At 73.2% G+C, this 24,174-nt stretch carries 18 protein-coding genes; 6 read left to right on the forward strand and 12 right to left on the reverse strand.

The window, feature by feature from the left end; all coding sequences use genetic code 11:
• Nucleotides 1-264 precede the first annotated feature (264 nt).
• A complete protein-coding gene (locus CHB98_RS04480) occupies nt 265-777 on the forward strand; it encodes a hypothetical protein (protein WP_143424941.1) in 513 nt (170 codons plus the stop codon).
• A 15-nt stretch (nt 778-792) separates the two neighbouring features.
• Here the strand turns inward: CHB98_RS04480 and CHB98_RS04485 are convergent, their stop codons facing one another.
• The 3 genes from CHB98_RS04485 to recD2 form a co-directional block, all read right to left on the reverse strand.
• On the reverse strand, nt 793-1,863 hold the full coding sequence (locus tag CHB98_RS04485) for a PD-(D/E)XK nuclease family protein (protein WP_089304402.1): 1,071 nt from the start codon (nt 1,861-1,863) through the stop codon (nt 793-795).
• Complete coding sequence (locus CHB98_RS04490) at nt 1,860-3,293, reverse strand: DEAD/DEAH box helicase family protein (RefSeq protein WP_089304403.1); 1,434 nt, start codon at nt 3,291-3,293, stop codon at nt 1,860-1,862. Before CHB98_RS04490 ends, CHB98_RS04485 begins: the two co-directional genes overlap by 4 nt.
• Before the next feature lie 112 nt (nt 3,294-3,405).
• Entirely contained in the window at nt 3,406-5,673 is a 2,268-nt protein-coding gene (gene recD2 / locus CHB98_RS04495) for an SF1B family DNA helicase RecD2 (RefSeq protein WP_089304404.1), read from the reverse strand.
• Between the two features lie 143 nt (nt 5,674-5,816).
• Here recD2 and CHB98_RS04500 point away from each other — a divergent pair, with 143 nt between their 5' ends.
• From CHB98_RS04500 to CHB98_RS04520, 5 genes are all read left to right on the forward strand, one after another.
• A complete protein-coding gene (locus tag CHB98_RS04500; protein WP_089304405.1) occupies nt 5,817-6,320 on the forward strand; it encodes a single-stranded DNA-binding protein in 504 nt (167 codons plus the stop codon).
• A 740-nt stretch (nt 6,321-7,060) separates the two neighbouring features.
• Nucleotides 7,061-8,443, forward strand: a complete 1,383-nt coding sequence (locus tag CHB98_RS04505) for an eCIS core domain-containing protein (RefSeq protein ID WP_179224186.1) — start codon at nt 7,061-7,063, stop codon at nt 8,441-8,443.
• An 89-nt stretch (nt 8,444-8,532) separates the two neighbouring features.
• Entirely contained in the window at nt 8,533-8,742 is a 210-nt protein-coding gene (locus CHB98_RS04510; protein WP_143424942.1) for a hypothetical protein, read from the forward strand.
• Nucleotides 8,743-9,498: 756 nt separating this feature from the next.
• Nucleotides 9,499-11,355: an eCIS core domain-containing protein gene (locus tag CHB98_RS04515; RefSeq protein WP_218822242.1), complete on the forward strand. Its 1,857-nt coding sequence runs from the start codon at nt 9,499-9,501 to the stop codon at nt 11,353-11,355.
• 91 nt (nt 11,356-11,446) lie between these two features.
• Nucleotides 11,447-11,824 (forward strand): hypothetical protein, encoded by a 378-nt coding sequence (locus tag CHB98_RS04520; RefSeq protein WP_089304409.1) that lies wholly within the window; start codon nt 11,447-11,449, stop codon nt 11,822-11,824.
• A 267-nt stretch (nt 11,825-12,091) separates the two neighbouring features.
• Here the strand turns inward: CHB98_RS04520 and CHB98_RS04525 are convergent, their stop codons facing one another.
• The 9 genes from CHB98_RS04525 to CHB98_RS04565 form a co-directional block, all read right to left on the reverse strand.
• Nucleotides 12,092-14,464, reverse strand: a complete 2,373-nt coding sequence (locus CHB98_RS04525) for a hypothetical protein (RefSeq protein WP_089304410.1) — start codon at nt 14,462-14,464, stop codon at nt 12,092-12,094.
• Nucleotides 14,461-17,292 carry a baseplate J/gp47 family protein gene (locus CHB98_RS04530; RefSeq protein ID WP_143424943.1) on the reverse strand — a complete coding sequence of 944 codons (2,832 nt, stop codon included), beginning with the start codon at nt 17,290-17,292 and terminating at the stop codon, nt 14,461-14,463. Before CHB98_RS04530 ends, CHB98_RS04525 begins: the two co-directional genes overlap by 4 nt.
• 164 nt (nt 17,293-17,456) lie before the next feature.
• Nucleotides 17,457-20,528, reverse strand: a complete 3,072-nt coding sequence (locus tag CHB98_RS20985; protein ID WP_143424944.1) for a putative baseplate assembly protein — start codon at nt 20,526-20,528, stop codon at nt 17,457-17,459.
• A complete protein-coding gene (locus tag CHB98_RS04540; protein ID WP_089304413.1) occupies nt 20,525-20,887 on the reverse strand; it encodes a GPW/gp25 family protein in 363 nt (120 codons plus the stop codon). The genes CHB98_RS20985 and CHB98_RS04540 overlap by 4 nt, the downstream gene beginning before the upstream one ends.
• 5 nt (nt 20,888-20,892) lie before the next feature.
• A complete protein-coding gene (locus CHB98_RS04545; protein ID WP_089304414.1) occupies nt 20,893-21,234 on the reverse strand; it encodes a hypothetical protein in 342 nt (113 codons plus the stop codon).
• Between the two features lie 11 nt (nt 21,235-21,245).
• Nucleotides 21,246-21,794 (reverse strand): phage baseplate assembly protein V, encoded by a 549-nt coding sequence (locus tag CHB98_RS04550; protein WP_089304415.1) that lies wholly within the window; start codon nt 21,792-21,794, stop codon nt 21,246-21,248.
• On the reverse strand, nt 21,791-22,927 hold the full coding sequence (locus CHB98_RS04555; RefSeq protein ID WP_089304416.1) for a hypothetical protein: 1,137 nt from the start codon (nt 22,925-22,927) through the stop codon (nt 21,791-21,793). The genes CHB98_RS04550 and CHB98_RS04555 overlap by 4 nt, the downstream gene beginning before the upstream one ends.
• Complete coding sequence (locus CHB98_RS04560; protein ID WP_218822243.1) at nt 22,924-23,298, reverse strand: LysM domain-containing protein; 375 nt, start codon at nt 23,296-23,298, stop codon at nt 22,924-22,926. The genes CHB98_RS04555 and CHB98_RS04560 overlap by 4 nt, the downstream gene beginning before the upstream one ends.
• Complete coding sequence (locus CHB98_RS04565) at nt 23,295-23,957, reverse strand: hypothetical protein (protein ID WP_089304793.1); 663 nt, start codon at nt 23,955-23,957, stop codon at nt 23,295-23,297. The genes CHB98_RS04560 and CHB98_RS04565 overlap by 4 nt, the downstream gene beginning before the upstream one ends.
• Nucleotides 23,958-24,174 lie beyond the last annotated feature (217 nt).

Genomic DNA, 24,174 nt, shown 5'->3' on the forward strand with positions numbered 1-24,174 from the left:
CGGGCTTGCTGTCTGACCGGAGGCCCAGGACGAGCGCATCGCTCCGCGCCGTACCGCATGCGGCGTGGAGGCCTCGCTCGCGCTCGGCCTGCGGTCATCGCGAAGCCGGGGCAGCCGTGTGCGTGTGGCGTGTCGCCCCCCGGACACCGAGTGGAACCCCCGAGGCTGCGGCCGGCGGGGCTCCTGTCGCTCCCGGCCCGCGCGCTGGTGTCCCGCTCCGTGGCCGCCCGGCACCTGTCGGCAGAGGGTCTAACGTTCCTCGGCGTGACCGACCAGCTCGACGCCGACGACGTGCCCGGCGCCCTCGCCGAGCTCACCGGGTACCAGCTGTGGGAGCGCACCCGCCGGGCCCAGCACGAACTGACCGCGGCGTACGAGCACCTGGTCGAGGCCGCACCCGCGCGGGCCCGGGCCGCCGTGGCCCCGGACTTCTTGCGGCGGGTGCGCCACCTGCTGGCGCTGCGACTCGTGGCGGTGGTCCGGGATCGGCGCCGCGCCTTTCCGCAGTCGGCCCCGGTGGCCGGCGGCGTAGGCGTCGCCGCACTGTGGGCGGAGGTGTTCTGGGCGGCGCGGGCACGGTCGGAGGACGATGGGCCCGGTGTGCTCGAGGCGACCGACGCGTCGATCCGTGGGCTGTTGACCCTGCAGCCGTCCGACCTGACCGACCCGGGCGCGGTGCAGTCCTGGTGGGACCGGTTGGCGCTGGTGGAGGAGACCTTCGGGGGCCTGGAGGTGGAGGCCCAGGTGACGCTGGACGGGCTGCGGGAAGCGCAGTGACCGGCCCGCGTCGTGTCAGGCCGCCGCGTCCGAGCGCCCCTCCGCTCGCGCACCGGTCCGGGTGACCCGGATCGTCTGCGGGCTGCGCGCCCGCCTCGTCGGCACCTCCTCGCCCAGGTCGACCAGCCGCTCGACCGCGGCGTCCTTGTCCACCTGGGTGCGCAGGCTGCCCCCCGACCACTCGCAGTGCAGATCGTCCGCCGGCCCGGACCGGCCACGCAGCCGTTCCCGCGCGTACTCCTTGTTCCGCCGGGCCTCGCTCTCGGCCGCCCGCCAGGTGTCGTAGTCGTGCACGGCCTGGACATAGTCCTGGTCGGTGACCGTCAGGCGGGACTGGCGGGAGACGTCGCCCTCCGTCTCCGCTTCGACCGGTGGCCCCCAGCACAGGTCGAGGAACGGGCACCAGTCGCACATGCCGTCCACGCCGGGCCCGAAACCGTCGCGCGGAACAGCCTCGGGCCCGTTTGCGTCGACGGTCGCGTAGACGTCCGAGAGCCACATGATGGCCTCCGCGGCCAGGGCCGGGTCGTGGTCGGCCTCGAACACGACGTCCTCGCCCGAGTCGCGGGACAGGTACCGGATCCGCAGCCCCTCGACGTCCTGGCCGACCCCGGGCGGGAGCCGCCGGTCGGACGTCTGCCCGGTGCGCAGCAGCCAGGCGTAGACGGCGACCTGGAACCAGTGCTTGGTCGGCACCCCCCGCGTGAGCACCCGCTCGAAGCCGAACCGGGACGCGGTCTTGAGGTCCTCGACCACCGGGGCGTGCCACCAGTCGCACCGACCCTTGACCTGGTCGCCTCTGAGCCCGACCTCGGTCAGTCCGCCGTACTGACGGCGGAGGGTGCGCAACACCCCGCGGTGCAGCTCCGTCCCGAGGAACGCCTGCAGCCCGGTCCGGGTGTTGGTGGGCCGGCGCCGGGCGACCCGGTAGGCCGCCCGACGCCGGCACTCCCCGAGCTCCGAGGCGCCGATCATCCGCTGCCGGGAGCGTGCCCGCCGGCGGTCGAGCTCGCGGACCGCCGCCGCGAGGCTGGGCGCGGCGCGCCGCTCGGCCGCGCTGGGGCGGGCAGGCAGGACCGCGGTCATGCCGAGATGTCCTGCTGCCCGACCGACCGCCCGGACCGCTGGATGGCGATCACCTCGCGGACCAGCGCGGTCAGCCGCTTGGTCGCCACGTGCTCGGTCGGCCGGCCGAACCGCTCGGCGATCTGCTCGTCGGTCACGCCGAGGCTCTCCAGGCTGGCCAGCACGCCCTTGCGCGCGGCGGTGAGCCGGCGCTCGTGCGCGTCGTCCGGGGTCGGCGAGGCCGCCAGCAGCGGGTTGCCCGTCGGCAGGTCCTCCTGGGGGCGCGCCGCGGCCGCGGCGGCCCGGGCGGCCTCGACCACCGCGGCGGGCGTCGTAGGCGCCGGCGGCGCCGCCGGCGCCCGGCGGCGTCCGGCCGGGTGAGCGTCCACCGCCGCCTCGAGGAACTCCTGGTGCCGCGCCTGGATCAGCTCGGCGACGGTGTACGTACCGCCGGGGGCCGGGACGTCGACCTGCAGCAGCCCGGCACGGTTGGCCTGGCCCCAGACCTCGCGGAGGTCGTCGTCGTCCGCGGCGTCCTGGATCCGGGCGACCAGGTCGGCGGCATCGGGCTCGCTCGCCGTACGGATCCGGGCCTCCTGCTCCCGCTCGTGCTCGAGCAGCCCTCCGCCGTGGAAGGGGACGAGGTCGCGGACGTGCGCAGTGCCCGGATCGCACTTCAGGGCGTCGAAGACCAGCCACTCGAGCAGCCGGCCGTCCGCCCTCTGGTCGGTGACCTCCTGGGCGGGGTCGGTGTTCGGCTTGATGCCGACGTGGACGCTGCGCGCGCCGACGATCAGCGGCCGCCGGCCGCGACGCAGCCGCACCCACAGGCTGGCCGCGTAGGGGAACTCCCGGTGCGTTTGCACCGACCAGGTCTTCTGCCCCTCGATCGGGCGGCCGTTGGTGTCGACCTCGGTGACCTCCTTGCCACGGGCGGTCACCACGACGATGCCCGGGAAGGTGAGCAGCTCGGTCTGCAGCTTGCGCCAGCGGGTGCCGGCGTCGTTCCAGAGGTTCTGGCTGATGGTGATCTCGGCGTTCGGGTCGCGCTTGAGCAGCTCGCGGTTGCGCGTGGACTGGGCGGCGCGGGCGCTCGCCCAGTCCTTGAGCCCGTCCCAGATCGCCGAGCCGGTGTCGATGGCGAGGACCACCGGCGGCTCGCCGGCGTCGGCCGCGCGGCGCGCCTCGGCCTTGACCGCCTGGACGGCGGCCAGCACCTGACCGTAGGAGCCGTCGTGCTCGACCAGCTCGTAGGTGGCGCCGGGGATGGCGCCGTACTCGTCGCCGGCGCCCTCGTTCAGGTCGATCCAGTACAGGGCGCCGATCCGGTCGCTGGTGCTGAACTGGGCGAGAGCCCAGCTCTTCCCGGCCTTCTCCTCACCCTCGAGGAGGATGCAGGGCCACGGGACGCGGCCGGTGGGCTTGCGGGTCTTGAGGCCATCCATGGCCATGATGTGCTCCTTGCCGACATGGGGAAGATGTCGACCCGAAAGCTACGAGCGGGCTCTGACACAAACCGACGCTCGCCACAAGCACATCCGCGGGCGACGTCGACGTCGCAGGTCAGGCGGCAGGCTCCGCGTGTCGGCGTTCGCTCTGGGCGCAATCGACCGGGATCCGTGGCCCGCCGCGGAGCCGCCGGGCGAGACCGGTGTGCCGGCGACCGGACCCGGTGGCGCGCACGGCCTGGGTCAGCGCCCTCGACGAGCCGACGAGGACGACGAGCTGCTTGGCGCGGGTGACGGCGGTGTAGAGCAGGTTGCGCTGCAGCATCATCCAGGCGCTGGTGGTCAGCGGGACGACGACGCACGGGTACTCGCTGCCCTGCGAGCGGTGCACGGTGACGGCGTAGGCGTGCACCAGCTCGTCGAGCTCGCCGAAGTCGTACTCGATGGTCTCGTCCTCATCGGTGACGACGGTGACGGTCTGCTGGACCGCGTCGATGGCGGTGACGACACCTTGAGTGCCGTTGAAGACCCCGTTCGTCCCCTTGTCGTAGTCGTTGCGGACCTGGCTGACCTTGTCCCCGACGCGGAACACCCGTCCGCCGAAGCGCTTCTCCGCACGGTCGGGCCGGGCGGGGGTGAGCGCCTCCTGCAGCAGCTCGTTCAGGGCGGCGGCCCCGGCCGGCCCGCGGTGCACGGGCGTCAGCACCTGGACGTCGCGCCGCGGGTCCAGGCCGAACCGGGCCGGGATCCGGCGGACGACCACGTCGACGGTGAGCCGCGCGGCCTCCTCGGCGTCCTCGGTGCCGAACAGGAAGAAGTCCTCCAGGCCGCGGACCTGGGGCGGGCTGCCGGCGTTGATCCGGTGGGCGTTGGTCACCACCCCCGACCGGCTGGCCTGCCGGAACACCTGTGTCAGGCGTACGTGCGGGACCGGGCTGCCGTCGGCCAGCACGTCGCGGAGCACCTCGCCCGCGCCGACCGAGGGCAGCTGGTCGACGTCACCGACCAGCAGCAGGTGCGCTCCGGGAGGGACGGCCCGCACCAGCTTGTTGGCCAGCAGCAGGTCCAGCATCGACGACTCGTCGACGACGACCAGGTCGGCCGGCAACGGCCGTTCCCGGTCGAACCCGGCGTCGCCGCCCGGTCGCAGCTGCAGCAGCCGGTGGACGGTCACCGCCTCGACCCCGGTCAGCTCGGTGAGCCGCTTCGCCGCCCGGCCCGTTGGGGCGGCGAGGACCACCCGGGCGCCCGTGGCCGCCGCCAGCGTGACGATCGAGCGGATCGTGAAGCTCTTCCCGCACCCGGGGCCACCGGTGAGGACGGCGACCTTCTCGGTCAGGGCCAGGCGCACCGCCTCGCGCTGACCGGGTGCCAGCTCCACCCCGGTGCGCCGGTGCAGCGAGGACAGCGCGGCGTCCCAGTCCTCGTCGGCGAAGGCGGGCATCCGGTCGTCGTCGGCGGTCGCCAGCCTCCGCAGGGCCGCGGCCAGAGCGACCTCGGCCCGGTGGAAGGGCACGAGGTAGTAGGCCACCGTGGGCGGCTCGCCGTCGGTACCAGGGAACTCCTCGCGGACGACGTTGGCGTCGGCGACCAGCAGGGCGAGGCAGTGACCGACCAGGACGGCGGGGACCTGCAGCATCTGGACCGCCCGCGCCACCAGGTCGCTCTCGGGCAGGAAGCAGTGACCCTGCCCGGTGGCCTCGGAGAGCACGTGCTGCAGTCCGGCCTCGACGCGCTCCGTGCTGTCGTGCGGGATGCCGACCGCGGCCGCGATCGTGTCCGCCGTCCTGAACCCGATGCCCCAGACCTCGGCGGCCAGCCGGTAGGGCTCCTCCCGGACCACGCGGACCGAGGCGTCGCCGTACTGCTTGAAGATGCGCACGGCCAAGGAGGTGGACACGCCCATCCCCTGCAGGACGACCATGACCTCCTTGACCGCCCGCTGCTCCTCCCAGGCCGCGGTGATGAGGCGCGTGCGCTTGGGCCCGAGGCTGGGCACCTCCGCCAGCCGCCGTGGCTCCTCGTCGATGACCCGCAGCGCGTCGGCGCCGAAGTGCTCGACGATCCGCTCGGCCAGCTTGGGCCCGATGCCCTTCACCAGACCGGAGCCCAGGTAGCGGCGGATGCCCTGCGCCGTGGCCGGCAGCACCGTGGTGTAGTCCTCGACCAGGAACTGCCGGCCGAACTGGGGGTGCGCTCCCCACCGTCCCCGCAGCCGCAGGGTCTCCCCCGGATGCGCGCCCAGCAGGGAGCCGACGACGGTGACCAGGTCCCCGCCGCGCCCGGTGTCGACCCGGGCCACGGTGTAGCCGGTCTGCGGGTTGGCGAACGTGACCCGCTCGAGCGTCGCCTCGAGCACCGCCGCCGTCCGCGCCTCCGCCACCGCCGTCCCCTCGCTCCCCCGGTCCGTCCCCCCGATGGTCACATGGCCCGGGGACAGCCTGGTGAGGCCGGAACTGTCAGCGGGTCCGCCTAGCCTCCGGGTGCTCAACTGAGCGATGCACCGACAACACGGAGGACCGGATCATGGCCGGCGACACTGTCATCACCGTCATCGGGAACCTGACCAGCGACCCCGAGCTGCGCTGGACGCCGTCCGGCGCGGCGGTCGCGAACTTCACCATCGCCTCGACCCCGCGCAGCCTGGACCGCGAGACCCAGGAGTGGAAGGACGGCGAGGCGCTCTTCCTGCGCTGCAGCGTGTGGCGCGAGGCCGCGGAGAACGTCGCCGAGTCACTTGCCCGGGGGGCACGGGTGATGGCGCAGGGCCGCCTCAAGCAGCGCTCCTTCGAGACCAAGGAGGGCGAGAAGCGCACCGTCGTCGAGTTGGAGGTCGACGAGATCGGCCCGTCGCTCCGCTACGCGACGGCGACCGTCTCCAGGGGCGCCCGTTCGGGGTCGCAGGGTTCCGGCCGGGGAACGGGCGGCGCGCCCGGCCCCGGCACCGTGCGGGCCGCGAACGGGCGGGGCGGCTCCCCGGATCCCTGGGCGACTCCGGTCGGGGTCGCCGCTGAGGAGCCGCCCTTCTGAGCCGCCCGCGGCCGTGCCGAGCACCGCCCCGGCCGTCGACTCCCATGACGACCCGGTCGACCACGGAAGGCGCACCGGTCCCAGCTCCGACCAGCCCGCCACGTCCGCTCCTCAGCTCCGGGCGTAGCCGAGTGCCACGACGCGGCGACGTCCTCGTGATGCCTCCGTGACGACGGGTGGACGATCATGCAGTGACGGGGACCTCCAGCCCGGCAACGATCCGTGGGGAGGACGGACCCTCGCTGTCTCTGGAACGGAGTCCGCATCGACGCGGGCCTCCGCTCGTCCTCCTCGATCCCCCATCGGAGGCGACACACATGCGGACCCTGGCGGAGAAGCCGACCCTCGGGGCCAGGCAGGATGCTCGCCGTGTCAGCGTGCCCATGCGCGGGCGGCCGTTGACCGACGTCGGTCACCGTGGCACCGAGACGAACGGTCGTACGGTGACATCCGCTCCCGCTACCGGTGAGTGGAGCCAGATCCCCGTTGACGTCGGCTCACCGGCGCATGTCCCGGGAGGACGGGCGGTCGACTCGCCCGGAGACGCATCCGGGGGATCGGTCCGTGAGCGACGACACCGGCACACCGGAAGCGCTGGACCCGTCGAGTCTCCGGAGCGATCACTGCCGCCGATCGGACGGACGGAGCCGGGCGGGGCGGCACCGGCACCGGCACCGGCACCGGCATCAGCGATGGCGGTGAGCGCTCCTACCGACTCGCTCGAGCGGGAAGCCGATCGGGTGGCCGACGAGGTGATGGGCTCAGGAAGGGGCCAGCGGAGGACGGACAGCGCCGGCGGGAAGGCCTTCCGCCCGGAGATCGGGCCGACGGTCGCGCACGGCCTCGCGGGTGGCGGGGAGGTCCTCCCGCGTTCCACGCGCGAGCACTTCGAGCCGCGCTTCGGGCACGACTTCTCCACTGTCAGGGTCCACGCGGACGCCGAGGCAGCCTCGAGCGCGGCCGCTCTCCAGGCGAGTGCCTTCACGTTCGGGAGCCACATCGTCTTCGGCGCCGGGCGCTACCGGCCCGGGAACGCGGACACGCAACGGCTCCTCGCGCACGAACTGACCCACGTCGCGCAGCAGGACCGGCTGGGGCTGACGGGCGTGGTCCATCGCGACTTCGCGGTCGCACCGCGGACGCCGGCCGGTGTCGCAGCTGCGCTGACGCCCACGCAGATCGCCTCGGCGATCACGTTCAACGGAGCGACCATCACGCAGGCCGCCGAGATCCAGCTCCTCCGCGACATCGTCGGACTGGACCCGGCGCCGGCCGTCGTCGACGGCGCGTTCGTGCAGGCCGTGGCCGACTTCCAGGCTCAACACGGCCTCACGGCAGACGGGAAGATCGGACCCTCCACCCGGCGCCGGCTCAGCCTGGAGATCCTCGCGGAGGCCCGATCCCTCGGCTCCACCGGGCTGGGAGGTCTGCACGTCGGTCTCGAGCTGCGGAGTCAGATCGAGACGCTGATCGGTGCCGGCAACAGGACCTACGCAGATTGGAGGACGCGCATCCGGGCCGCCACCGTCCTGCAGCGAGACGTCGTCCTGGCGGAGCCTGCCTTCCTCATCCGCATGCGGAACCACCTCTCCACCTTCAACGATCTCGCCAGGTGCATCGAATTGCTGGGCCGGCGAGCACCGACGCACGGAGAGCTGATCGCGGATCCGATCGTCATCGCCGAACTCCGCGCCGTGTGGGCGGCGTCGAGTCCGACGCTGAATCCTCCCGGCGGAACACAGCACGAGGAGGGCGGATGGGTGTACATGAACATCATCACGAACGAGATCACGGTCCGCAGAGCACCTGCCGGCCAAGGCGCGATCATCGATCTGACCGGACCTCCGGTCGTGGCGGACAGCATCGTCGTGGGTACCTACCACACGCACCCGAACCTCGGCCCTGCCTGGACTGCCGGTCCCAGCGGGCCGGACGGCGTCGCGGATGCCGCGGACGCGGTGCCCGGGATCGTGGTGGGTTCGACCGGCTTGACGGCCGCAGACCCGGTCACGTTCTTCGCCAGCGGCCCCAACCGACGCGCCCACCTGGCCGGCAGTCAGGGTCTGCCCTCGGCACCGGTCGCACCGCAGGCGAAGGCGGATGGCACATACGATGAACGCTGATGTGGCGCCAGTGTCCGCAGAGGCAATGTGGGCGGTCACGTGCGGCACGGAGCGCCCCGCAGGAGAGGGACCGAGGAGCGGGTATGCAAGTGGGCCGCGATCATGCATTGCGCATCGCCCGAGAAGACGCACTCACTGCCTATCGTGACCTCGATGCATACGACGTGACCTGCGAGATGCAGGGCGAGGGTTGGAAGATCGACTACACACCGAAGGACCAGCGCGCCCGCGGCGGCGGTCCGCACTATGTCATCTCCGGTGATTCGGGGGACATCGTCTCGAAACGCTACGAGCAGTAGGTCGGCCACTCCGCCGCGGTGTGCGCGCGGAGGGTGCGCCGGCTCGAGAACCGCGGTGGCGACTACCGCGTTGACAAGGCAGCGGCGCCTGCCCCGTCATCTCCGGACAGGTCCCCTCGCGCATCTCCACGCTCCCCTCCGCGCCCGTCGTGGAGGCTGCTGCGCGTCGGTCGGGCACGCTCGCGGCGGCGACAGGACCCGCAGGTGACGTCGCGGTGACGCGGGGCCGCCAGTCTCGCAGTCACGAATCGACGTCGGACACACGCGCGAGTGTCCGCGTGAGCTCGTCCGCCGGGGAGTGCCGCCATGTACGCCAGCGTCGTGCGGACTCGGGCGACACCGGCTCCGGGGACCGCGGGGACCCCCGCTCCCCTTGGCGCCCGTCACCGGGGGGTGACCCCGTCGACCGTCCTCGACCGGCAGAGCTCGGGACCGGCTGCGACGGCAGGCTCGGAGTGGTCGACGGAGCCCTCCGGGCACGCCCTGGCACACGACTGGCCCGGCTCCGACTTCAGTCTCGTCCCGGTCTCCACCCCGGCAGCGGACCTCGCGGACCGGGTCCTCGCCGATCGGCCCGCCCACCCGCTCCCTCCACTGCGCCTGGCCCCGGTCGCGGGTGCCGCGGAGCGACAGGCCACCGACCGAGCCGCCCGACAGACAGCCGGCGGACCCGCCGACTCCTCCCCCTGTCTCCCGGCCGGTCGCGTACCTGCGCTCCGGGGAGCCGGCAGCAGCGGTGACGTGCTCCCACCGTCCGTGTCCACGGCCGTCGAGCGGGTGACCCGGGACGTCGGGACGCCGCTGCCCGCATCCGTCCGCGGTTGGGCGGAGGTGGCGGTCGGCGCCGACCTCGGCCGGGTCCGCCTGCACACCGACGCGGCAGCGGTGGCCTCGGCGCGGGCCGTCGGTGCCGCTGCCTTCACCGTCGGGCCGCACGTCGTGTTCGGGGCCGGACGGTATGCGCCCGCAACCCGGGCCGGTAGCCGGCTGCTGGCGCACGAGCTGACGCACGTGGCGCAGCAGGCCGCAACCGGACACGAGGTGTTGGCCCGCCAGCCGGAGAACGATCCGGACGCCGACGTCTCGCTCGGCCCGCTGGACTCCCGGGTGGCCAACGCGGTGGCCGGAGAACTCATGGGCGAGACCCAGTGGGCCGTTCTGCGTGAGTTTCTGCGTGGCCTGTGGGGCGGCATGCAGGACGCTCCACCCGAGCAGCAGGCCCGCATCGAGGCGAAGTTCTCGGACTTCGACGTCGTCGATGCCGGGAAGTACATCGGGGGTTACGCGCTCGGCGTCGGTGAGGGCCTGTGGGCCTCGATCATGGACATCGTCGACGCGGTCACCACCCTCGTCCAGCTGCCCTCCACCATCAGCGACTTCCTGCAGGAACAGGCGCCGGAGCTGTGGGCTCGGTACGGCCCCCGGCTCGCCGAGCTGCTGACCGACCTCCGAGGTCTCGACGAGCAGCTGGGCGCGGCACTGAGCTACGTCATCGAGCACCCGAGGGAGAGCCTCGACCAGCTCACCGCGCTGCTGGAGTCGCTGGAGAGCCTCGCTCTGGCCCAGGTCCGCGCTCTCGGTCGGGGTGCCGCCGGCGAGATCCTGGCGTTCGTCGAGCAACCGTGGTTCGAGTTCGGCCGGAGCATCGGCAAGGTCGTCGGCCGGATCACCTTCGAGGTCGCCCTGGCGCTGGCATCCGGCGCCATCGGCAACCTCGTGAAGGGCGCGGCGAGGATCGCCGGACGACTCGCCGCCCGGGTGATCACCGAGGCGGTGGAGTTGCTCCGCGGCGCCGGCCGGTTGATCGGCCAGGCCGTGGAGTGGATCCGCGGGCTCGCGCGCAAGCTGGTCGGTGAACTGGGCGAACTCCTCGACGCGCTCGGTGAGCTCCTGTCCCGGCTGGGCGAGCTGGTGGACGACGTGGCCGGCGAGGGTGCACTGGCCGACACGGGGCTCGGCGTCAGACTGCCCGTGCCGGAGAGCAGAGGTCTGAGCAACGTCCTCGAGGCCCGAGGGTTGCCGCCGAGGAGATCGCCGGCGACCGTCGCCGACCTGAGCCCACCCAGGGTGCACCCCTCCGGTCCGGAGGTCGCCCCCTCGACGCAAGGGCCTCCTACCACGAAGACGACGGCATCCGAGGCCACCCCCGTGTCCGCCGAGGACATCCCGACACGGCACCCCGAGCCGCCTGGCGGACCGAAGCGAGGCCCAGCACCGAAAATCCGTGAAGAAGACGTGACTACTGGCCCACACGGTCCCGAGCGGCCGCTGGAGGACGTGATCTCGCGTGCTCTTAGTCGCAATCCCCGGACGGGTAGGATCGCAGGAGCTCAGGGCCGTTGGCTCTCCCGTGCCGAGGCCGAGCGAGCCATCGCTGACTTGGCGGTTGACCAGATGGTTCCAGGTCGGGCCTATTCGGTCCCCATCCCCGAAGGTGCCGGGCAGGTCGTCCGTCCCTACAACGAGTACCCGATCACTGGAACATCACCGACCGAGCGGATAATGCTGGAGCCGGCGGATCGGGCCGTTGTAATTCGCAAGGAAGACGGGATTCACACGTTTCCCATCGGTCCAGAACACGCGGCCTACGACAACCCCGCCCCGACGCGATAGGCAATAGAGGATGAAGGAACGAATTGCAGTCCTACGCGCCACCCTCCAACCCGGAGACGCCGCGTCCTCCGGTGGTACGAGCCCGCGTCAAGTGAAGACCACGCTGCTACAGATGGGTTACGCGCAATTAGACCTCAGGGGCGCCCTGCTCGACGACGCACGGATGGATGCGGTGCTCTTCGTGGAAGACGACGCCGAGTTCCTTGCCGCCGCTGCCTCCGACGTGGAACTACTTCATCAAGCAGGCGGCCCCTACCACCACGAGGTGACGCTCGGCGATGGTCAGCTGACGATCGCGGCATCGTCTGACGCTGGCCAGGTGGCCGTGAAGTTCGCGCTGTTCCCACAGCTGAATGCTGCTAACCGGGTCGAACATGAAGTGGTTCTCAGTAGAGATCAGTACGTTTGGTGGTGGCGTAGCCTGGCTCGCCAGTTAGAGGTACTTGCGGGAATTGGACGAGCCCGCTGAATATCCGACGCGAGTCACACGGTGCCATCCCGACCGTGCTGGCGATGCGCGTCATCGAGTCGTCTGCACATGCCACCCCGGGCGAGGGTGGAATGAGCATTCCCACAGAATCTTGCAGGGCACAGGCTGATACACATCAGCGGTATGCTCATACTTTGCGGCCTACGAGAGGCCGCTGCCGAGAGCCGTTCTAACGGCTTGCCCCCCAACGCGCAGTTGGTGACGACAGTTAGGCCCGCACGTATTTCGCTGACCACAGGACAAGAGTCAGGACCGCCGCCGCTTGCGCGACTGCGCGGCCGATGCCGGCGAGGGTTCGAACTCCACCTCGAGGCCCCACCCGAGCGGGAGGTGCTCGGAGAGCGCGGCCTCGAGGTTGCGCCGGCGCAGCGCCTCGTGGAGGTCGTGGTACACGCCCATCTCGGAGTCGTCGTCCGCCCCCTCGCGGATCTCCTCGGCGCAGTCGTCGGCGAGCCGGCAGTAGTCCGGCCGGCCGTACCGCAGGCTCGCGAACCTCGGCTCCACCGCAGCGGTCCTGTCCTCGGCGGTCCCGTCACCCGGTGCGGCGAGGGCCAGGTCGGGCTGGCAGGCGTACCGCCTGGGCGTGCGCGAGTCGGCCGGCACGGAGCAGTACCGCAGGCAGCCCACCTGACGTCGCTGGACGTCCATCCTCGCCGTGAAGATCGAGTTCTCGCCCAGTTCGACGGCGTGCGCGCACGTGCGGCCGATGACCGTGGAGTCGACGACGGTGAGCATGGCATGCGCGCGGCGTCCATTGGGCGCCGCGATGGCGTCCCCCTCCGAGGTCGTGGAGTCGACGATGCTCGTGCTGACGTGCAGCCGTACCGGGTCGGCGTTGACCTCGTCGCGCTGGACGACGATGGTCCCGACGATGCTGTGGTCCACGTCCACACAGGTCGTCTGGAGCTGCACCGGGGGCTCCTCGGGCGCCGGGTACCCGCGGCGCCCGTGCCGGTTCCTCGGGCGGTGGGTGAGGACGAGGCTCGCCTCCTCACCGTTGGACGGCTCGCAGGCCGCGTCGATCTCCCAGCCGGGGACGAACGTGCAGTGCCGGACCACGACCTCGGCCGGGTCACCCGACACCCGGACGGCGTGCCCGGCGACCATCAGCCCGTCGAGGACCACCCGACTCCGGGTGCCGCAGCGCACCTGCATGTCGTCGATGTCCTCGCTGCGGGCCGGCAGGAGGATGGTCGGCCGGCAGCCGACGGCGGCGCGGATCTCCAGGGTGTGGTCGGCGGCGACGTCGACGTCGACCGGCTCGACGTACAACCCGCTGTCGCCGAGCTCGACGACGGCGTGCAGCGGCGGCCGGTCGGACCGCTGCAGGGCGCGGACGGCGTCCGTGACGACGGTCCCGCCACCACCGGCGTGGATCCGGACGACCGCGTGGGAGCGGCCGATGTCGTCGGGGTACTGCGCCTCGAGGACGAGACGGTTGAGTCGGATGCGTCCGGCCCCGGCAGCCGCCGTGTCGAGCAGCTGGAGGGCCTCGTCGTCCAGGGCGCCGAGGTCCACCGGTCCCTCCCACAGGTCGTGTGCCTGGATGACCCGGTTGAGCGCTGCGCACAGGCGGGCCCTGGGGCTCTCGGGCTCGGCGAGCGCCGCGACCACGTCCGGCCCCAGGAGCCCGCGGAGGAACTCGCTGAAGTCGCCGACGTCGGTCAGCAGGAGGCGGGGGAACCCCGCGCTGACGTGGTGTGACCGGAACAGGGAGGCGGCGACAGGGACCCCGGGAGCGGGACGGGGGTACTCGCCGCCGCCGATGGCCATGGGGAAGCCGTGGCAGTACGAGGCGGTCAGCTGTCCGACGTCGTACTGCTCGGGGAACATCACGCGCCCCCGCCCGGGGTCGACCGCGACCTCGTCGCCGAACACCTCCTCCCAGGTGTCGAGGTCCCTGACGACGATCCGCTCCGCGGCGACGGGGACGCCGTCCTCGTACAGGTGCAGGCTCCTGCCCTCCCCGTAGTAGCGCGTCACCTCCCCTTGGAAGGCGGTGGTCGCCAGCGGGCGCACCACGGCCGGCCGGGTCGAGCCGTCCTCGTCGACCGGAGGGTCGGCGCAGGTGAACAGCGGTGCGTCGTTGCCGAGCACGCTGAGCCGGTAGGCGTTGGCGGGCCGCCCCCGCCGCACACGGTCGGGACGGACGTAGGTCAGGGGCCACGACGGCAGTCGCCACGCGCGGACCGTCACGGAGTGCTCCGTGGCCCCGGCGCACTCCCCGGCGTCGGGTCCGTCGCAGACGACCGCGGACCAGCCGCTGACGGTCGCCACCAGGTCGTCCAGGACCCCGCGGGTGCCCTTGCGACGGCGCAGCCGGAGCGCGTCGGCCACGGCCCGGCGGGGCACCAGCGGGGCGGGCTCGGCGCCGTCCCGGTCCGGGCGCCCCTCGGGGACGGGCAGCCACCGGTAGCCGACGAGGTCGCCGAGGTACGGGACGACCCAGGGTCGGCAGGTCTCGATGAACAGATCGGCGTACATGCGCCGGACGTCGTCCTCGACCAGGTCCGCCTCCTCACCCAGGACCCGCAGGAGGTCGCGCAGCGGGTACCCCTGATCGGCGTCGTGCGTGCGGATCACGGCGGGGAGGAGCTCGACGAAGCGGTCGGCCGTCACGGTCGTACCTCCTCCGGGACCTGCTCGAGCAGGAGGGTGGCGGGGGCGTCGGACAGGTACGCGATCTGCGAGGCATCGACCGACGGAGGGGCCGGCAGCCCGACGGCCCCGGCAGGGCCGACGTCGAGCAGCGCGAGCGCCTCGGCGGCCACGTCGGCCGGCAGGTTCGGTGCATCCGGGGTCCCCGGGTCGATGGTGCCGAAGGCGAGGAGGTCCACCCAGGCCACCCCGCGGACGCCCTGGAGGACGGCCACCGCCTCCCCTGGGTAGGGCACCTGCCCGATCTCGCGCGCGGCGAACCCGAACACCGCGAACAGCGCCTCCCGGAGCCGGGGCTGCACGGTCTCCCAGAGGTGGTCGGGTGCCAGCCGGATGCGGGCCCGCATCGCCAGGAGGAGCGCCGTGCGGACCGCGATGGTGACCGTGGCCTCGGGAGCACCGCGCGTGCGGAGTGGCCCGCCCTCCGGCGGGTCCTCCAGGCCGCCGAGGCGCGCCAGCGCCCGGCGCAGGTCCGCGAGCACCGACGATCCGGTCAACGGTGCGTCGTCCACCCCGGCGACGGTGAGCGTGTAGGCGCTGGCCGGTCCGTGCGAGGGATCGATGCGTGCCTTGCCGATGCCGGCGAAGGCGCGAGCGAAGTCCTCGAGGTCGACCGCGGAGACCAGCCGGTCGAGGGCGATCAGACCGGTGGCAGCGCGCTGCCGGATCGCCTCGAGCTCGTCCGGGTCCGCTCCGCCGGCTGCGGGGGCCGGGTTGGTCACGCCCGTGACACCGGTGGGGCGGGAGGCCAGCACGCTGATCTGCCCCGCCCGGACGTTCCCGGCCGCCCCGAGCCCGGTCCGGTAGAGAGCACGGACGTCGTTCTGACCCGTGGGCAGCCGCGCGCCCAGGCCGAACGTGACCGCCGTACCGCCCTCGTCGGTCCGCGTCACGTAGCGGCGCTCACCCGGCAGGACCGCCGCGGCGTTCGGGGCCTCCTGCCAGCGCAGGTCCTGGACGCGGACCTCGAGGGTGGAGCGCACGCCGCTCGACGAGGGGGCGGAGACGTGGGTGAGCGGCGCGTGCGCGAGCGGGAAGGTCTGCAGACGTCGGCTGGCGTCCCCGCCGCCGAGCGCCTCCGCGCGGCTCTCCCCGTGGGTGGCCGGCACGACGTTGCCGAGGACCTGCACGCTCTGCCGCCGGTACCGGTAGGCCAGCCCCGTCCCGGCGAAGGTGAGCACCGTGTGCACCGTGTCCTGCGTCGCCTGACCGGCGACGTCCTCGGCGACCCGGTGCTCGACGGCGGACACCATGACCACCTCGGTGCCGGACACGCCGGTGACCCCGGCCCCGGGATCACCGTCCTCCGGCCCCAGGTCGGTGCGCTCTCCGGTGACGACGAGCCGTCGGCCCGGCAGCAGGCCCGGGTGGTACCCGTCGAGCTCCATCTGCGCACCCGAGACCGCAGCCTCCTCGGGGACGTCGGCGAGGTCGAGTGGCTCGCTGTGGGCGAGGACCACCGTCCGGCGCGCCGGCCCGTGCGTGGACACCGACTCACGCCACGCCCGGTCGAGGGTGAGCACGGTGACCCGCACCGGCAGGTTGAAGGCCACCCGCGACTCCGTCCGGACCTCTCGCACCTCGTAGGTCTGCACCCCGGGGAGGCTGGTGTCACCGTTGCCGTCCCCGGACGCGGCCTCCCCCGGTGGCGGCAGGATGACGACGAAACTGCCGGGCAGGACGGTGTCGTAGACGGCGTCGAGGGCGATCTCCTCCGGGTCCAGCGGGACGACGGCGCCGCTGAGCAGGGGAACCGGCGCTCCATCAGCCGCCACTCCGCCATCACCGCCGACCGCGGGCTCGGCGTCGGCCACACCGGTGCCGTCGACGTCCCACTCCCTGTACTGGGACACCACCTGCCGCTCGGGGTCGAAGACCCACGGGAGCAGCGACGCGCTGTGCCCGTGCAGGGCCGTCCTCACCCGCATGGCGTGGACGCTGACGGCTGCGGGCGGGTCGTCACCGACGGTCCCGCCGAGAGCGGCGGCGAGACTCCCGCGCAGCGCCGGATAGGCGCTCTCCAGCATGCCGTAGCCCGCGTAGGAGTCCTTCCCGAGGATGGCCGAGGGGTCGAGCTCCAGCTCCTCCCGCGCGGCCGCGAAGACGGCGGGCTCCTTGAGCAGTGCCTGCAGGACGGCGGCGCTGAGGGTGGTCGGCACGCGGCGCTGGGTGACCGTCGCCGACTCCTCCAGGACCACCCGGGTGCGGTCCTCGGTGGCCGGGGATGCGGCCCGCACTGCCTCGACAGCGGCCACGGTCCGGAGGTGGCAGGTGTCGTCGATCCTGACGACGAGGGGGCTGCCCTTCACCAGGCCGGTCGCGGTTCCCCGGAGGTGGAGCTCGGCGACGTCCGGGGTGACGCGCTGCGGCGCGGTCAGCCGGGGTCGCAGCACGTTCCAGCGCGGACGCCCGGTCAGCGCCTCGCCGGTCTCGAACGCCTGCATCGTCTCCCCGGGCCCCGGCTGGCTGTAGGCACGGGTACCGGCCGGCACCTCGAGCACCGCCTCCGGGTCGACGTCGGCGAGGGTGAAGGCCAGGTGGACGTCGGCGGCCACCCCCGGCCGGGGGGTGTAGCCCACGAGTCGGCTCAGCTCGACGGCCGAGCGGTGCTGCCGGCAGGTGCGCAGGTAGTGCTCGTTGACCAGGCGGTCGGTGTAGAAGCCCAGGACGTGGCCCACGCAGGCCCACCCGTCGAGCAGAGCGAGCGCCGGGTCGAGAGGCACGTCGGTGTGCCGGGCGGTGAGGGAGCTCAGCGCCGGCAGGTCCGCGGCCGAGAGCCGCAGGCGCATCCGATCGAGCGCGACCGGATGCGCCGACCGGGCGACCGTCAGCGCCGTCCGACCGGGTGGCGGCACGCTCTGCGTCGCGGCGGCCGGGCAGCGGCCGCAGTGGGTCACCGGCCCGCTCGCTCCGCCGCAGCCGCACCCGGTGCCGCCAACTCCGCCGGAGGTGTTCACGGGGCCACCTCCACGTGGATCGTCAGGGAGCCGTTCTCGGGGAGGTCGGGGTCGTCGTCCAGCCGGGCGATCTCCGTCTCGGCCATGGCCAGGACGTCGCCCTCGGGGAGCTCCGGTTGGGGGGCTGCCCCGTCCGGCTCGTCGGCGGTGCGGCGGGCCAGGTGCGTGATCCGTCCCCAGGCGATCCCGGGAACGGCGTGCACGACCCCGAGGAGCGCGCTGATCGCCACCGGCTGGCCGAACGTCAGGGCATCGGGGTGGAAGAAGCCGCGGGTCCCGTCGGGCAGCACCCGGTTGCTCAACCGGTCCAGCAGTGCGGTGCGCAGCGCACCGGGCTGGTGACCGGGGAGCGGACCCACCTCGACGGTGAGGTCGAGTGGCACGTAGCGGGGAGGCTCCACCCGGACGGTGTGGCCGATCCGCCGGTAGCGCTCGAGGTGCTCCGCGACGCGACTGCACAGGGCCGGCGCGTCCGCCGACGTGCCCAACGGGTCGACACGGACGGTGACGACCGTCGGCATCGCCCCCGCCGTCGCCTTCCGCGCGGCACCCCTCCGCCCCCCTGCTCTCTCGGCCGGTGCGGCCTCGACCGCCACGGTGGCGACCGCCCGCTGCACCGAGTCGGCGAAGTCGCGGAGGACGATGGCCGCGTAGTCCTCGGCCACGACGGCCCGCTCCAGCCGGGTCCGGAAGGCGTGCGGCGCCAGCAGCCGCACCTCGTCCACCGGCTCGGGGTCCGTACCGCCGTGGGCCGGCAGCGGGTTGGACACGCCGGTGATAGCGCCGCCGCTGATCTCCCCGCGGAGGACGACGTGCGCGATGGCGCCGTGCCCCACGTTGCCGGCCAGGCCGCCGCCGCTGCGGTAGGACAGCAGCATCCGCGCGCCCGGCTCGGGCCGGGCGCCGAACTGCCCGTCGCCGAAGCGCAGGTGCGCCGCGCCGTCGTCGTCCGGCTCGACGACGACGTGGCGGTCGGCCGGCCCGCTGCCGAGCAGGTCACGACGAGCCTCCCACCGCTCGTAGCGCAGGGTGACCGGCCACGTCATCGTCGGGTCGGGCGGTCGCTCGACGAGGTCCTGACCCGGCCGTGGCCAGGACACCGGGCCGTAGACCGCGAGGGCCGGGACGGCCCGCCGGGGGTCCTGGCGGAGCGCGGCGCCGGCCGGGACACCGTCGCTCAGCGGCTCCCGGAAGACGACCGGACCGCGGTCCAGCACCGGTTCGTACGCCGGGCCGCGGACCGGCCGCTCGGCCACCGTCCCCTCCCTGGTGCAGCACAGCTCCACGTCGTCGGCCGGGACCACCGCGTACCGGGCGGGGAAGGGCACTGCGACGGTCGAGCGCCCGCCGTGCCGCAGCTCGACCGGCCCGGGCTGGCGGATGGTGCGTCCGTGGTCGGCGAGGACGACGTTGCCACGCACCACCGTGACGTCGGTCAGCGGCGCGCACTCCGGGGGCGGGCCGGGGGCCGAGAGGACCAGGGGGAACGGCAGGGCGTCAGCCGGATCCCACCTCACCTCCACGACGGGCACCTCCCGGAGCCGGTCCCATCCCGGCTGCACGTCGGTGAGGCGCACGGCGTGCCGGTGTGCCGGGTCGGCGTCGGCGGCCACGCCGGTCCGGGGCCCGAGCACCTCCTCGAACACGAGGACGTCCCCGGGACGGAGGTGGCGCAGGTCGCGCCGGGACGACTCGGCGTCCCACCCGTCCTGGAGGGTGGCGGTGGTCGCGCCGGCGGGCAGGCAGCAGTCGAGCAGCCCCCACGTGTAGCAGGAGATGGCGTTGTGCGCCTCGTGCAGTCGCAGGCGCATCGGCCCACCGAGTTCCTCGGGGAACAGGTGCTCCAGCTGTTCCCGGTTGCCCGCGGCCAGCCGCGCACCGGTCAGCGCGGTCAGGGCGCCGTACCGCTCGAGGGCCTCCCGGGCCGCCTCCTGCGTCCGGACGAGGAAGCCGGGCGCCCGCAGGAGCTGACCCAGCCGGTCGGCCAGGGTGCCGACGAGCCCGGGGAGGTCCTCGTCGTCGAGGTCCTCACGGTCGAGCAGCCGCCGGTCCGCCTCGGTCAGCGTCGAGCGGATGTAGTCCGTGCGGGGGTCGTCGTCGTGCAGCAGCCTGTACCGGAGCCGGTCCGGGTCGACGACGTCTCCCGGGGTCACGGCGGCGGGGCCGGCGGGGAGCAGCGGCTCGAAGACCTCGTAGCTCCCCCGCGCGACGCGGTCGAGGTCGCGTGGGAGCAGCACGACCTGACCGGGCGCGACCCCCTTCGGCCGGGTGACGAAGGACAGGGCGTCGGTGCTCACCACGGGATCGCCCTGCGCGGTGAGGCACACCCAGGTCCGGGCGTTGCACCCCTCGTGCATCGCGTGGTCGACGAGCCGGACGTGGCGCCGGACGGAGGTCCGCAGCCGGGCGGTGTCGAGGTAGGCCTCCGTGGACACCGCGTCCTGGGCGTAGCTGAGCCGGTCGGCCTCGTAGGCGAGGACCTCGACGAGGGCGAGGTACAGGTCGGGGCTGTGCCGTTCCCGCCACCCCGGCAGCGTGGTGGCGAGGCGGTCGAGCAGCAGCTGGCGGAAGCTGCCGTAGTCCTTCGCGAGGTAGCTCAGCTCCGGGGTCGCCGCCGGGGGTCGGGCGCTCCCCGCGGTGGGGAGGCAGTCGACGTCCGTCGGCGTCCCGGCCACGAAGTGGAAGCCGGCCGACCGGTAGCGGGGATCGACGTCCCGGAGCGGGTGCCCCTCGGCGTCGACCAGCCGCACCGTGTACCGGGACTGGTCGCCGGGCTTGGTCAGGCGCACGACGACGACGTCGTCGCGGGCGGGGTCGGGCGCGGGGACGGGACGGAAGCCCGCGGCCCGCACGTCCCGGATCCGCGTCCCTCCCTCGATCCGGACGTTCTCCTCCGAGAACAGCGGCGGCTCTCCCGCCGGTGGCAGGGACCGCAGCAGGTGCAGGTGCAGCTCGCACTCCTCGCCGTTCTGCTCGACCTCCACGAAGTCGATGCCGTTGGTCCGCTCGGACCTGCGGACGTCGCGCCGCCGGTGGTCCTCGTGGCAGCGCAGCCCGGGCTCGCTCACGGCAGGCCCTCCCTCTCGACGGGGACCGACCCCGCGTGCCCGGTGGCGAGGACGACGTAGGTCACGCTGACGGGCAGGGCCGCGTCCTCGCTGGTGGCCTCGGATCTCTCGAGGACGAGGACGTCGCCGAGCTCCCGTTGGACGGCGGCCTGCATCGTGAACTGCAGGGCGGCCGCGAGCTCGGGGCTGTTGGGCCCGAACACCAGCTGGCGCACCCCGCACCCGAAGCCGGGCCGGTTCACCCGCTCGCCGGGGTCGGTGAGGACCAACTGGAGCAGCATGTCGCGGACGTGGTCGTCCTCGGTGGTCTGCGCGGTCGCCCCGCGGCCGTCGTAGCGCCAGGGGAAGTCGACGTGCACCGGCCTCACATCCCGAAGACCCGCGTCTGGACGGCAGCGACGACCGGCGGCCCCTGGGGGACCTGCTCGACGCTCTGGCACAGTCCCTGCCCCGGGCCGGGCACCTGCACCACGGCCGGCTGCCCGTTGATGAACACGCGGGTGGCGGGCGACCACCGGACCGTCACGCACGGCTGCGGTTTGGGGCCGGGGATGGTGAACGGGCACCCGGTCACGGTGTGCAGGTCGGCGGCGGTGAGGGCGGGGCCGGTCGTGCTGAGGACCCGCGTGTTGCCGGTCTGGGCCGTCGCGGGGGCGGCGTGGGTGCACTGGACGGTCGAACCGGCGGTGAGCAGGAAGCCGGGCACGTCGTCCTCCCTCACTTCACGACGAGGGCGCCGGTGTTGACCGTGACGACCCCCCCGGTGATGGTGATCGAGCCGCCCTTGCCGTCGGACAGGTAGACCCCCGAGTCGTTGACGACGACCGAGGCGCCGGTGCCGCTGCGGAGCACCACCCCGCCGGTCGCCGGGGTCGGGGGGGCGTCGCTGACCTGGATGGCGTTCTGCAGGGGCGTCTGCAGGGTCACGGCCGGGACCGGCGGGGGGACGAGCTGGACCATCGGGGGGACTTCCGCCCGGGTGCTGTAGTAGCACCCCGTCCAGATGGGCTGGTCGGGGTCGCCGCGCTCGAACTCGACCCACACGCCCGCACCCAGCGGGGGCACGGCGACGGCACCGGTCTGGGCGCCGGCCACGGGGAAGGACGGCATCGCCCAGCTCGACGCGAGCGTGAACACGCCGATGACCTGGACCTGGATCCGTCCGATCCCCTGGGGGTCGACGTTCTGGACGACGACGCCCCGGTACTTGCCGAGGTACTGCCTGGTACGCCGGGCTGGAGCGCCCGCGGCCGTCGTGGCGCTCACACCGGGATCCTCCCCACGGTCGAGATCAGGCCGTTCCGGACCAGCGTGAAGGCCTGGGTGAACTCCCCTGCCTTGAGCGTGCTCGTCACCTGTTGGGTGTAGTAGAGCCCGTCGAAGGCCGTGCCGACCCCGCGCAGCCCCACGAGGCGGCGGGGCTTGAGCGCCTGGCCGTACCGCAGGGCGTCGACGGTGCCCTGGGCCGTGACGGCGCGGTTGCTCGCCGCCTGGTCGGCCCACGCCTGCATCAGCGCGCGCGGGAAGCTCTCGATCGCGGCGTCGGGGTCGATGTCGACCCGCTTCGGGAGCGGCGGGACGAGCCCCAGGGGCGGGTCGAGGGGGTTGACCAGGCCCACCGGGACGGGGATCGCGGGCACCCGGGACAGGGGGTTCTCGATGCTGATGACCGGCGTGGTGGCGGAGTCGTGGTCGAAGGTGCAGCTGACCGACTCGACGTTGGTCTCGGCGTCCATGTCGACGTTGAGGGCCTTCTGCACCGGCCCGATCCGGAGGGTGGGCCCCCAGTAGCCGATGCTGGCGCCGACGGCCGGGCCGGGCTCGACGTAGAAGGTGTAGCCGGCCATGGCGGCCAGCTCCCGGAGGTAGGCCAGGTCGGTGCCCCAGTGCTGCTCGATCCGCTCGAGCGGGTTGTTCACGTCGACCGTCGGGGTCGGGACGACGAGCGGGACGACGCCCAGCACGACGTACTTGGCGAGGACGAGGGCGACGCGGGCCTCGAGGGGCATCGCGGGGTAGGGGAAGAGACCGCTGAGGTCGACGTAGTCCATCGCCTGGCTCAGGTCGCGACCCTTGACGACCAGCTGGGGAGGACCCGAACCGGTGTCGGGAGCCACCTGGGTCTGCGTGACCACGCCGTCCATGAGGACGTCGGTCGTGCCGCGGACGGTGACGGCGACGACCACGCGGATGAGGGGCGGCACTGCGCCGCCGGAGAGGAGGAAGACCGTCTGGAGCAGCGTGGCGTCGTCGCTGAGGGAGAGCTTCAGCTCGAACCCGTCGTCCTGGCCGCTGCCCGCGGTGACGGTGACCTCGGTCAGGGCCTCGACGACGGCCCGGGGCGCGGGCAGCGGCAGGAGCGGGCCCACGTGGAGGGAGAGGGTGACCGCGCTGTTCACGACACGCTCCCCGTTCCGGCCTCCGGGGCCGTGATCCGCAGCCGCCGGCCGGGGTCCCGGACCAGGTCCTCGGCGAACACGGCGCGGTTGCCGTCGCACAGCCGCCAGAACAGCTCGGGGTCGCCCAGCTTGGCAGCGGCGACGTGGTCGGTGCGTTCGCCGGGGACGACCACGTGCTCGCCGACCGTGGTCAGCCGCTCGGGGTGGGGGACGAAGCGACGCTGGAGGTAGCGGATCGGCCTGTCCCCCTCGGAGTCGTACACCGCGGTCCCGATTCCCGCGTACCGGCTGCTGGGGGGGAAGAGGGTGGTGCCGAAGGGCAGCGGCTGGAGGAGCGCCTGCAGGCGCCGTGCCTGGTCCTCGATGCTCATGAGGGCACCTCCCGCAGTCCGAGCGCCGACGGCGAGGCGCCGGGGACGGTGGCCGCGAGGCGTTCCTTCTCCTGCTGGTAGCGCAGGTAGAGCGCGCCCCCGCGGTGGTCGTAGCCGAGGTCGCTGACGCTGAGCACACGCATCCCGAGGCTGACCTTGGCCCGGATGGGGTTGAGCCGGGTGTCGAAGAACTCCTCGTTGACGCCGAAGTCCGTGATCCGGACGGGGGCGACGCGGCTGGTGCTCCAGATGAAGAGGGCCAGGGGGGCCTCGACGGGAGCGATCTGGAGCTCACCGCGGCCGGCGGCGGCGTGGTGCTCCTGCAGCTGGGCACTGGTCGGGTAGACGAGCAGCTCCAGCGCGGCCAGGTGCGGCTGGATCCCGTACCGCCCGACGAGCTCGTCACCGTCGTCGAGCTGGTCGGCAGCGTCGATCTCGGCGTCGAGCTTGTAGGACTCGATCGGAGGGCCCTTGAGCCGGAGGGCCTGCGAGCGGTCGGCTCCCCCGTCGGCGCCCACCGCCTGGGCCTGGAGGGTGCGGCTGAGCGTCTCCGGGTTGTACTGCAGCGCGATGATGCGGACGACCCGCCCGGTCTCCGGGTCGATCAGGGCGACCCCGCCCTTGAGGATGCGCGGTGAGACGTGCGGGAAGGCGGTCATGGCGAGCCACCACACGACGCCTGCAGCGGGCAGCACGACCACCGCCGCCGACCAGAGATCGGACAGCTGCGGCGAGCGCCGGTCACGGCGAGCGGGCCGGCGACACCTCCCGCCCCGGTGAGCCCGGGCCCTGCGTGCAGGACGAGCCGAGGACGTGGTCGGTCCCATCGCGATCCGCCTCCAGCTGGGCTGTGCCGACGGGGTCGGTCCTTCGGCC

It is taken from the genome of Geodermatophilus pulveris, from assembly GCF_900188375.1.
In the GTDB taxonomy this organism is placed as follows: domain Bacteria; phylum Actinomycetota; class Actinomycetes; order Mycobacteriales; family Geodermatophilaceae; genus Geodermatophilus; species Geodermatophilus pulveris.